This window comes from Proteinivorax tanatarense, assembly GCF_040267685.1.
GTDB classification, from domain to species: domain Bacteria; phylum Bacillota; class Proteinivoracia; order Proteinivoracales; family Proteinivoracaceae; genus Proteinivorax; species Proteinivorax tanatarense.
This window is the reverse complement of record NZ_CP158367.1, coordinates 705,498-717,209: the sequence shown is the minus strand read 5'-3', so window position 1 is coordinate 717,209 and position 11,712 is coordinate 705,498. Positions and strand designations below refer to the sequence as shown.

12 protein-coding genes are annotated in these 11,712 nt (G+C 35.8%); 1 reads left to right on the top strand and 11 read right to left on the bottom strand.

Going from position 1 to position 11,712, the window contains the following annotated elements:
* Positions 1-154: 154 nt before the first annotated feature.
* The 10 genes from PRVXT_RS03555 to PRVXT_RS03510 all read right to left on the bottom strand — a co-directional run bounded on the left by PRVXT_RS03555 (position 155) and on the right by PRVXT_RS03510 (position 10,243).
* The gene (locus tag PRVXT_RS03555) at positions 155-1,150 is read right to left on the bottom strand and encodes an electron transfer flavoprotein subunit alpha/FixB family protein (RefSeq protein WP_350344312.1); all 996 of its coding nucleotides are present in this window, start codon (positions 1,148-1,150) and stop codon (positions 155-157) included.
* A 13-nt stretch (positions 1,151-1,163) separates the two neighbouring features.
* The gene (locus PRVXT_RS03550; protein ID WP_350344311.1) at positions 1,164-1,946 is read right to left on the bottom strand and encodes an electron transfer flavoprotein subunit beta/FixA family protein; all 783 of its coding nucleotides are present in this window, start codon (positions 1,944-1,946) and stop codon (positions 1,164-1,166) included.
* Positions 1,947-1,964: 18 nt separating this feature from the next.
* Positions 1,965-3,104: an acyl-CoA dehydrogenase gene (locus tag PRVXT_RS03545; RefSeq protein ID WP_350344310.1), complete on the bottom strand. Its 1,140-nt coding sequence runs from the start codon at positions 3,102-3,104 to the stop codon at positions 1,965-1,967.
* A gap of 260 nt (positions 3,105-3,364) precedes the next feature.
* Positions 3,365-4,543, bottom strand: a complete 1,179-nt coding sequence (locus tag PRVXT_RS03540) for an acetyl-CoA C-acetyltransferase (RefSeq protein WP_350345102.1) — start codon at positions 4,541-4,543, stop codon at positions 3,365-3,367.
* A 15-nt stretch (positions 4,544-4,558) separates the two neighbouring features.
* A complete protein-coding gene (locus PRVXT_RS03535; RefSeq protein WP_350344309.1) occupies positions 4,559-5,404 on the bottom strand; it encodes a 3-hydroxybutyryl-CoA dehydrogenase in 846 nt (281 codons plus the stop codon).
* A gap of 17 nt (positions 5,405-5,421) precedes the next feature.
* On the bottom strand, positions 5,422-6,195 hold the full coding sequence (locus tag PRVXT_RS03530; RefSeq protein WP_350345101.1) for a short-chain-enoyl-CoA hydratase: 774 nt from the start codon (positions 6,193-6,195) through the stop codon (positions 5,422-5,424).
* Positions 6,196-6,507: 312 nt separating this feature from the next.
* On the bottom strand, positions 6,508-7,314 hold the full coding sequence (locus PRVXT_RS03525) for a DUF92 domain-containing protein (protein WP_350344308.1): 807 nt from the start codon (positions 7,312-7,314) through the stop codon (positions 6,508-6,510).
* Between the two features lie 11 nt (positions 7,315-7,325).
* Complete coding sequence (locus tag PRVXT_RS03520) at positions 7,326-7,988, bottom strand: diacylglycerol/polyprenol kinase family protein (RefSeq protein WP_350344307.1); 663 nt, start codon at positions 7,986-7,988, stop codon at positions 7,326-7,328.
* Positions 7,989-8,197: 209 nt separating this feature from the next.
* Positions 8,198-9,907, bottom strand: a complete 1,710-nt coding sequence (locus PRVXT_RS03515; RefSeq protein ID WP_350344306.1) for an ABC-ATPase domain-containing protein — start codon at positions 9,905-9,907, stop codon at positions 8,198-8,200.
* Between the two features lie 63 nt (positions 9,908-9,970).
* Positions 9,971-10,243: a hypothetical protein gene (locus tag PRVXT_RS03510; RefSeq protein WP_350344305.1), complete on the bottom strand. Its 273-nt coding sequence runs from the start codon at positions 10,241-10,243 to the stop codon at positions 9,971-9,973.
* A 189-nt stretch (positions 10,244-10,432) separates the two neighbouring features.
* On the opposite strand from PRVXT_RS03510, the gene PRVXT_RS03505 reads away from it, so the two are divergent.
* A complete protein-coding gene (locus PRVXT_RS03505; protein ID WP_350344304.1) occupies positions 10,433-11,170 on the top strand; it encodes a coenzyme F420-0:L-glutamate ligase in 738 nt (245 codons plus the stop codon).
* Between the two features lie 17 nt (positions 11,171-11,187).
* Here PRVXT_RS03505 and PRVXT_RS03500 read toward each other — a convergent pair whose 3' ends face one another.
* A complete protein-coding gene (locus PRVXT_RS03500; protein WP_350344303.1) occupies positions 11,188-11,712 on the bottom strand; it encodes a peptidylprolyl isomerase in 525 nt (174 codons plus the stop codon).

Below are 11,712 nucleotides of genomic sequence, written 5' to 3'. Positions count from 1 at the left end.
ATAAAGAAAAACATACTTCACATAATGGGGTTAATAAATTTAACTATTAGTACCCGATTACAATTTATAAGCTTTCTTCTAACTGTTGAAAAGGTAATTATCGATAAAAAATTAATGGCTATTGAATAATCAACAGCCATTAATTTATATATATTTATTTATCTAACTCATTTATTAGGGCTGGTAAAATCTTGTTTACATCTCCAACTATACCGATATCAGCTCTTTCAAAAATTGCTGCTTTAGGATTTTTATTTATAGCTATAATAAAGTCAGATTCTTCCATACCTGCCACATGTTGAATAGCTCCAGAAATACCACAGGCTATATATAGGTTAGGTCTGACCGTTTTTCCAGTTTGACCAACTTGTCTAGCAGCATCAACCCAACCAGCATCCACTACCCCACGAGATGCAGAAACCTCTCCATCTAATATTTGGGCAAGTTTTTCTAGTTCCTCAAAATTCTTCTTACTTCCTAAACCTCTCCCACCTGAAACCAAAACATTTGCATCCTCGATGTTTACTTTTTCTTTTTCTTCTTTTACTATTTCAATAATTTCTATATCCATATCTTCATCTGTTAATGTAACTTCCCATGGTGTTATATCTCCCTTTTTGCCATCTACTCTTGAAGGCATGGGAATAACCCCAGGTCTTACTGATGACATTTGCGGCCTGTGCTCAGGGCATATGATTGTTGCCATTAAGTTACCACCAAAAGCAGGTCTTGTCATCAACAGATCGTTGCTTTCATCATCAATTTCTAATGAAGTGCAATCAGCAGTAAGCCCCGTTTCTACCCTAGCAGCTACTCTTGGCGCAATATCTCTGCCAATGGTTGTTGCTCCAATTAAAAATATCTCAGGTTTTTCACCGTTAATTACCTCAGATAGCGCTTTTGTATAAGGATTAGTTGCATAAATATCAAGTAGTTCATTATCAACTACGATAGCCTCATCAGCACCATATGCAATCACATCTTCCGCTAGCTTGTTTACTTTATTACCAACTATCACACCTTTTAGTTTTACTCCCAATTTATCTGCTAATTCTCTACCTTTACCTAATAACTCAAAAGAAACTTTTTGAATCTCGCCTTCCCGCTGTTCAATAAAAACCATTACATTTTTGAATTCTTCAAGCTGCATTAATTTTCCCTCCCTATATGATAAATTTTTCTCTTAATTTTTCCACGATAAGCTTAGCACCTTCTTCGGGAGAAACTTCATGGATTTTACCTGCTGTTTTTGCTCCCTTTGTAAACGATTTTTTAACTTTGGTTGGTGAACCTTTTAAGCCTATGTGTTCCCTATCAACATCAATATCATCTAATGTCCAAGTTTGTATTCTGCTTTCGTCCTGTGCATCATATATCCCTGCAACGGACATATATCTAGGCGTGTTCATCTCAGATAACGCTGTAATTAGGCAAGGTGTTTGCACAGCAATTTTGTGATACCCATCTTCAAAAGCCCTTTTAACTACTACTTTTTCCTCTAAAATCTTAACATCTTTTACATAACTCACATGAGGAATTTTCAAGTGCTCTGCCATTTGTGGGCCTACCTGTGCAGTATCACCGTCTATTGCCTGCCTTCCCGCAATAATTAAATCATAACCTATTTTTTTAACAGCTGACGCTAAGGTGCTAGAGGTTGCCCAAGTATCTGCCCCTGCAAATGCCTTATCGGTTAAAAGTACTCCTTGATCAGCCCCCATTGCCAAAGCTTCTTTTAAAACTTCTTTAGCTTGAGGAGGTCCCATTGTAATCACTGTTACATTACCACCATAATTTTCTTTTAATGTTAAAGCTGCTTCTAAACCACTTTTATCGTCAGGGTTAATAATACTAGGAACACCTGCTCTTATCATTGTTCCAGTTTTAGGATCTATTTTAACTTCTGTAGTGTCTGGCACCTGTTTAATACAAACAACTATATTCATGTTTTACTCCTCCTTCTTTTATTTCAGTAAACTAGCTGCAATAACCATCTTTTGCACTTCGGAAGTCCCTTCATATATTTCAGTTATTTTTGCATCCCTCATCATTCTTTCCACTGGATACTCTCTTGTATAACCATAACCTCCGTGCAATTGTACTGCTTTTGTAGTTACCTCCATGGAAGTTTCAGAAGCATATAGTTTAGCCATAGCTGCTTCTTTTGCATATGGTTTGCCCATATCTTTATAGCTTGCCGCTTTGTAAACTAACAACCTAGAAGCTTCAACTTTAGAGTCCATTTCAGCTAATTCAAACTGTGTATTCTGAAACTTAGATATAGATCTTCCAAATTGCACCCTCTCTTTTGTATAGGAAACTGTTTCATCCAATGCTCCCTGAGCAATTCCTAGAGCCTGAGCCCCAATACCTATCCTGCCCCCATCTAGGGTAGTCATAGCAACCTTGAATCCTTTTCCTTCCTTGCCCAATAAGTTTTCTTTGGGAATTTTACAATTTTCAAAAATAAGCTCACAAGTAGATGATCCTTTTATTCCTAACTTCTTTTCTTTCTTCCCGATAGTGAAGCCCTCGGTATCAGCATCAATTATAAAAGCTGAAATACCACGGGTGCCTGCTGACTGATCAGTCATAGCCATAACTATATAAATATCAGCATATCCAGCGTTTGTAATAAAAATCTTTGAGCCATTTATAACGTAATGGTCTCCCTCCAATACCGCTGTAGTTTGTTGAGCTGAAGCATCGGTGCCAGCATTAGGCTCAGTAAGTCCAAAAGCTCCAAGCTTCTCTCCCTTAGCTAATGGAACCAAGTACTTTTGTTTTTGCTCTTCATTTCCAAACTGGTATATTGGCGCTGCACACAGTGAAGTATGAGCAGAAACAATTACTCCTGTAGTGGCACACCCACGGGAAAGTTCCTCTACAGCCATAGCATAGGCTAGGTTGTCTCCACCTTGTCCACCATACTCTTTAGGAAAAGGAATGCCTAAAAAACCATAACGAGCTAACTTTTCCACAGTTTTAACCGGAAACTCTTCTTTTTCATCAACCTCTTCTGCAATTGGTGTAACTTCGTTAATAGTAAAATCTCTGTACATCTTACGAAGCATTTCATGAGTTTTTTGTAATTTAAAATCCATTTGCACTACCTCCTCAAATTGTGAAAGTTCATTCTTTCACAGGTATTATAAATAAAAATATATTTTTACAGCCCCAAGCAGTTAAAGTAAACTTCTATCAGCAAGGGGGACACCCCTCCGCTGACTATAGTTAACCTATCAGAATTTTGCCTAGCTGTTGACAACTACTCACAAATTTCAGCCTTTCTCAGCTGTTGAGTGAGAGTTACAGCAAGTTAACTCGGTTACAAACAAACTACTTGAGACTGTTTTGAACTGTTTTATCTTTCCACTATCAGACTAGTTCCCTGTCCTCCACCGATGCATAGAGTGGCAAGTCCCGTTTTAGCATCTCTCTTTTTCATCTCATACAATAGTGTAGTAAGTATCCTAGCTCCGGACGCTCCTACTGGATGACCTAAAGCTATAGCTCCTCCATTAACATTGACTTTAGAAGAGTTTAGCCCTAAGTCTTTTACTACTGCCAAAGATTGGGCAGCAAAAGCTTCATTGGCTTCAACTAAGTCTATGTCTTCCGCTGTAATCTTTGCTCTTTCTAAAGCTTTTTTTGTTGATGGAACAGGGCCATAACCCATAATTGCCGGATCTAAAGCGACGGAAGCATATGCTTTAATAGTAGCTAGTGGCTCAATACCCAACTCATCTGCTTTTTCTTTTGACATTACAATCAACATAGATGCACCATCATTAATACCTGATGCATTTCCTGCAGTTACAGTACCATCTTTTTTGAATGCTGGCCTTAACTTTGCCAACTTCTCTGCTGTAATTCCTGGCTTGGGGTACTCATCTGTGTCAACAACAACCGGGTCGCCTTTTCTCTGTGGTATTTCAACTGGTGCAATCTCATCTTTGAATTTACCTTCCGATTGCGCTTTTTCAGCCTTTTGCTGACTGGCAGCAGCAAACTGATCTTGCTCTTCTCGAGAGAGGTTCCACCTTTCTGCTATATTTTCAGCAGTAATTCCCATATGGTAATCATTAAAAGCATCAGTTAAGGCGTCATGAATCATCGAATCCATAATTTGCCCATGTCCCATCTTTTGACCAAAACGTGCTTTTGGCATATAGTATGGAGCATTACTCATGCTTTCAACACCCCCAGCTAACACTACATCTGCATCACCGAGCATAATGAACTGTGCTGCCATACTTACAGCCCTTAAACCTGAACCACATAACTTATTCAGGGTCATGGCAGGAGTGGTATCTGGAATGCCAGCGTTTATAGCAACCTGTCTTGCCGGGTTTTGCCCAAGACCAGTGGACAGTATATTACCAACTAGAACATCATCGATGTGTTCAGGTTTTACATTTGCTCTTTCTATTGCTGCTTTAGCTGCTACCTCTCCTAATTGAACTGCAGAAAGCTTAGCTAAACTACCTCCGAAATTTCCAATGGGTGTCCTTGCAGCAGAAGCTATTACTACTTCTTTCAACATAGAAAATCCTCCTTATTTGGTATAATCATAAAATCCTTTTTTAGTCTTTCTTCCTAACAGATTGCCTCTAACCATTTTCTTTAACAGCGGATGTGGCCTGTATTTATCCTCACCTAACTCGCTGTGTAACACTTCCATAACAGCAAGGCAAACATCTAAACCAATCATGTCACCTAAAGCTAGTGGACCAATTGGATGATTGGCACCCAACTGCATTGCTTTGTCAATATCTTCAGCACTTGCTATACCTTCAGCATAAATAGCACTAGCTTCATTAATCATTGGAATTAAAATTCTATTTACAACAAAACCTGGAGCCTCTTCTACTTCTACCGGACTTTTACCAATAGCTTCACTTACTTCTATTATAGTTTTTGTAGTTTCTTTTGAGGTAGCAATACCATTAATTACTTCCACAAGTTTCATAACTGGAACTGGGTTGAAAAAGTGCATGCCGATAACTTTTTCCGGTCTGTTTGTAGCAATTGCAATTTCAGTAATTGAAAGGGAGGATGTATTGGTCGCAAAGATTGTTTTCTCTTGACATACTTTATCAAGTTCTGAAAAAATTTTCTTCTTTATTTCCATATTTTCTATGGCAGCTTCCACAACCAAATCAACATCACTGGCATTATTAATGTCCACTGTGCCAGTGATTTTTGATAAAATATCTTCTTTTTGCTCTAGTGTGATTCTTTCTTTTTTAACACTTCTATCTAAATTTTTTGTAATTGTAGCTATACCTTTATCCACTAACTCCTGTTGAACATCCCTTATTATAACTTCATAACCTTTTTGTGCAAAAACTTGAGCAATTCCTGCTCCCATTGTACCTGCACCTAATACGCAAATTTTCATTTTGTCATTCCTCCTACTTATTTAAAATTAGGCTTTCTTTTTTCCACAAAAGCAGCCATTCCCTCTTTTTGCTGCTCTGAAGCAAAACATAGTGCGAAAAGATCTTTTTCCAACTCCATAGCTGAGTCTAAGTCCATTTGAAGCCCTTTATTTATAGCTGCTTTGGAATATTTAACAGAAAGCGAGCCATTAGCTGCAATTTTTTTAGCTAATTTAAAAGCCTCATCGAGCAATGTATCAGGCTCAAAGACGTTATTAACAAGTCCTATATTTTTTGCTGTTTCAGCATCAACCATACTACCTGTAAATATTAGCTCTTTAGCTTTAGCTTCTCCAATTATCCTAGGCAGCCTCTGAGTACCACCAAACCCTGGAGTAATCCCTAATCCCACCTCTGGTTGACCAAATTTAGCTTTAGAACTAGCTAGGCGAATATCACAAGCTAAGGCAAGCTCACAACCACCTCCCAAAGCAAATCCATTAACTGCAGCAATTACCGGGGTGTCCATTAACTCAATTTTTCTAAACACCTTCATCCCTAACTCTGCAAAATTTCTTGCTTCATCTGAGGTCTTTTTTTGCATTTGTGTAATATCTGCACCTGCCACAAAACTTTTACCTTCTCCTGTTAAAATCAATACATTTATTTCTTTATCAACACAAATCTTATCTATAGCAATATTTAGTTCTTGAAGCAATTCTTCATTTAGTGCATTTAAAGCTTTGGGTCTATTGATTGATAAGACAGCTATTTCCCCTTGCTTTTGATAAATTAGATTGTTAAATTCCATAAAGTTATCGCCTCCATACATTTTCATTATATTAACTCTTTAATGCAAAATATATGCCAACAAAAATCCATAATCCCTTTCCCCACTCAGAAAGCTTTTTATAGTCCTTTTTTATCATCTGAAAAGTTATTTTTTTAGAGAGAAATGTATTTTTTTTGTACACTTACGCAAACACAATACTAAAATTTGTATAAAATAAAGGATTAGTACACAGAAGTGTACTAGTTTATAAACATGTCTTATTTCTGAACACATTCCTTATCTTATATTATGCCTCGAATAATAAATATACAATAAAGAATTATATATTTATTAAAATAGCTGAAAAATCAGCACCATAATCAATGAAGAAATAGCAGCACTGAAAAAATTAACACCTTCATTATTTAAGACCTTCCATCCTTTTTTATGTATTGTCGGCTTATTATGGTGAATTTTTTTTTCGGTTATACAATTACAAACCTGACAGCAAAACTTACCTTGCACAGTTCCTCCCATGACACTATCAATAATGGAGCCTAAAAAACCTCCCAATAAACATAACATTGTCATTAGCATTAACATATTATTATAACCATATGTTAACAAATAGCCTACAAAAAAAATTAGTGCTATAAAGCTGGAACCTAATATTGCCGCTATAGTTCCTAATTTGCTTATCCCACCTGATGTCCCCTTGTCAACAACTCTAAATGTAAGTATAGATACAGGTTTTTTTTTGCTTAGCACACCTAATTCAGATGACCATGTATCAGCATTAACCGAAGCAAATAACACGACATAGGCTAGCAAAAACTCTTCTGCATCAGTTAAGTAATAACAAAAAGCTACAGCTAACCCTAGCCCTCCGTTTGCAAGTACTTGGGTTACATCACGACGGGAACCTTTTTCATTAATATCTTTTGTAAATTCTTTTTGGCGCTTGCCCAATTTGCTAATTACACTTGATGAAATAAAAAAGCCAATCATTATCATCCATAAAAAAGCTCCTCCAAAAACAAACAGCAACGTGCCCAAAATTATTGCAGATATAGCTCCACTTAAATTTAGGGATTCCTTTTTATATGCAAGTATAGACACTATGTTGGATAGCGCAAATCCTATAACTAAATTTATCATGTTTTAACCCCCTAGTTGTAGAAAAAGAACATGTAGAATCCCGATGTTAATAATGGGACTGTAAGATTATCTAGTCCATATGGAGATATAGCCTCTATTATAGTTGCAAAACCCGCAATAACCCAGGCTACTAAAGGTATGGGGGCGCTTGAATACAGTCCCAAAATCACAAAAGCAATGGCAAAGGAAAAAACAAACATTGCTATACAACCTTCTACAGTTTTGGTATTTCCCATCACTTTAAATGTATATCGTCCATACCTTTTTCCAGCTACGGCAGCAAAGCCATCGCCATACCCCATAATCAAAACCCCCAGCGCTCCTATATATAACTCGCTATATCCTGTAAAAGACAGCACCATCAATATAAATAAGGATATTGGGTAATATACCGTACCTAAGTCCTTTTTACCCCCATCTCTTTCCATGCTGTCCACAAATTGAAATCTATAAGAAAGGTAGTTAAACACAATAAATAGCACAGGAATTATTGTAGCATAAAATATGTTATCAAAAAAAATCATGGCAATTATCCACCAGTGACTAACCCCAATATGAATGAATTTTCTACTACCCTCATTGGATAAACCGCCATGTTTCATTAATATAGCGGACATTCCCATAATCGCAAAGATAAACACAACTGATATAACTAATCCTATTATGTTATCCATTATAAGCCTCCTCGCGGCATTTATTATGAAATCTACTATATTATATTATATATGACCTCTTGTTTTTCCTTCTTTGCTATGCTTCGATTTTCTTCCCATAAAAAAACACTTCCAAATATATAGTCTAATTTTCTTTTAATTAAACTATATATTTTAGAAGTATGTTTTATATCCCCATCTTAGTTTTATTGGGTTGTTTTAAATGTACTCTACATAATTTTTAACAATCTAAATCTGTTTATCGCTGCTGCTACCTCTTGCTTTCTTGGCATTGCTAAGTTCCCTGGATGACCTTTATATGGAGATATTACTTCAAGTCCGTTAGTTTCAATAGCATCATAGATAGTTTCAATAGTTTCTTCTACTGTCATTTCATTTTTAGCAGTTTTTTTTGCTATATACTCAAAAATACAGGCTATAGTGTTAGTTTGGCTACTATCAACTAGTTGTTCTAAATACGTTAAATCCACAAAAGTTTTATTATATTGGATTAACTTAAGACCTTTGGACTTTACTTTAATTCCTCTTCTCTCAACTGGAAAGCTCCTATTGCTTATTTTACGTTGATTTTTTTTATTTAAAAACTCATTATTATTTTCTGTTTTTCTTTGAGCGCAATATTTTTTAGCAATTTCCTTAGATGCTTCGGTAACATCTAAAGGCTTGTATTCATCTAACATTATTACAGTATCCGCCACATCAAAATAGTCTCCACATCCACCTACAACTAAAACCGTTGAAACTGAGTGTTTTTTATATAAATTTTTCACTTGATCGATAAAAGGAGTTATAGGCTCTTTATCTTTAACTACTAACTCTTGCATTCTACTGTCTCGCACCATAAAATTTGTGGCGCTGGTATCTTCATCAATTAACAGCAAGTCCGTTCCTATTTCCAAAGCTTCCACAATATTTGTTCCCTGAGATGTTGAGCCACTAGCATTTTCTGACCGAAATTTTGTAGTATCCTGTTTGTTAGGCAAATTGTTTATGAAAGGGGAAATATCCACCTTTTCTACTCTCCTGCCATCTTCCGCACGGATTTTTACAGCATTTTTTCTAGCAACGACATACTCTCTGCCATCACCTACAATATGATTATATACCCCATTTTCTAGAGCTTTAAGAAGTGTTGACTTGCCGTGATATCCACCTCCCACAATAAGGTTTACTCCTTCAGGAACTCCCATACCTTTGACTTTACCTTTATGAGGCAAGTCAAAGCTAACCTCTAAAGAAGGCGGTGCTTGGAAACTTGTCACCCCAGTTCTTAATGGTTTATCAGAAATACCACTTTCCCTAGGTAAAATAGAATTGTTAGCGACAAATGCTATCAAATTATTTTCTATAACCTCTTTTCTTAAAACTTGTTGATCATCAACTAACTGAATTTGTTCCCACAGCTTGTCAGTATTTATATTTTTATACATTAAAGATTTTTGGGCGATATCGGGGATTACCTTCGTTAATAAAAAAATTGCTTTTTTCCCAAGAACTCTACGTCCTGAAGCGGGCAAACCCACCTCTATTCTAGCTTCCACCTTATTATCATCTATGATAACGCTGGTTTTTTCTAATATTTTTTGACTGCATTTATCGATAGATAGAAGCCCACTTTTCCCAGTTCCTCCTACACCCTTATATAGTTTTTGTATATTATTATGAAACGTCCTTGTTAAAAAATCCACAGTGGCTATTCTTCGGTTTTTATCCTGAAAATACTCCTTGGGAAACTTTGCTATTTTTTGTGACATTGCCACCCTAATTCTAGATGGAGATGCAAAAGGATCTCCTTGTACATAATCTATAAATAGTTTAAGATTATCTAGCTCATAATTACCAGAAATATCTTTATAGGCTTTATAACCTTTACCATCAATTTTCTTTAATAAAGTTTGTAAGTCCTGATAGGTTTTCATGAAAAATCCTCCCTATATACATTTTTTACTGCAAACAAGCAAAAATTAGCTCTCTATTAAGTTCTAGTCGTCCCACGGTTCATCTTTATCATCATCTGGATCAATAACATTTTTAAATGGCCAACTAACTATAGAAAATATTAAAACTGCTAAAATTGTTAAAGATACAATTGACACCCCTATGACCACTGCAACAAATGCAATGCCCAGCGAAGCTGCCACAACCACTCCAACTATAGGAATTATGATCGCTAATATACCTATCGCTAAAAGTATCCCAAAGATTTTTTTAAATGGATTTCTTGTTTGTAGCCTGTAAAAATCAACTCTTCTCATAATATACCCCTCTCCATATTTTAAAACTTTTTTTACCTTTGTCATCTCTCTACAATTATAAATTAATTTATGTTAGACTATAAAGAAGTCTTAAAAAAAGTAATTTAAATAAAATATATGCATTATTATATAATATTAGCTGTTTTTTTAACCATATTATAAGTAAGAAGTTATTAGGAGGTCAAATATATGAGCGAAAAATTAGCTCTAAGGTTAGGAGATGAACAAAATATAGTACGCAAAAGAGACATCAACTTATCTGGAGTAGTTTTTCAAAGGTTTGCTATTAAAACCCATTTTATCACAAGAGGAGAAAGTTACATAGACATTATCCATAACTATGTTACTCCCATACATCAAAAAAAAGACATAATTTTTATAGCAGAAAAAATAATAGCTATTTGCCAGGACAACGTTGTGGACAAGGAAAGTATCCAGGTAGGTTTTTGGGCAAGGTTTTTATCCAAGTTTGTTATGAAAACTCCCGCAGGTTATTCCGTAGGTAATGAGTATAAAATGCAGGTAGCTATCCAGCTGGCTGGATTACCTAGAATCTTATTGGCAGCCTTTTTATCCGCCATTGGTAAGCTATTTAAAATAAGAGGAGTGTTCTATAAAGTTGCAGGTAATGATATAGCAGGTATAGACGGCTTTTATGGAGAAGCTTTTGATGAATACTCTCAAATGGGTATATTAAACCCCTCAAACCCGCAAAAAGTATGTCAAAATATAGAAGATAAGCTGGGAATAGCAAGCGTTATTGTCGATGCTAACGATTTGGGTGTGGACATTCTAGGAAAATCCTATAGTGTAAATTATACAAATGAAGAAATGATAAAACTGCTCAAAGATAATCCTGCTGGCCAAGAAGATCAACAAACTCCCATAGTTTTATATAGACCCCAAAAGCAAACAACAACCCAATAAGGTTGTTGTTTTTTATGCTAGTTTCTTTCAGGTTCTGGATATTCAACCCCAAAGGTCTCTACTGTTACTTTTTCCATAACTTGGTCTTCTAGTGGCTTATCACTTAAATCCCTTTTTGAACCAACAATTTCGTCGGCAAGTTCTATTCCTTCAAACACTTTACCAAATGCTGCGTATTGTCCATCAAGATGTGGTGAATCATTAACCATAATAAAAAACTGAGAGCCAGCAGAGTCAGGCTCCATCGTCCTAGCCATTGAAAGAACACCCTTAGAATGTTTTAGGTCATTTTTATGACCATTTTCTGCAAATTCACCTTTTATACTATATCCAGGGCCTCCCATTCCAGATTTCTCAGGACATCCTCCCTGAATCATAAACCCCGGTATAACCCGATGAAAAATAAGCCCGTCATAGAATCCTTTTTGAATAAGACTGATAAAATTATTAACTGTATTCGGTGCTATGTTAGGATATAATTCCCCTTTCATCTTTCTACCATTTTGCAATTCAAATGTTACTACTGGATTTTTTCTTTCCAT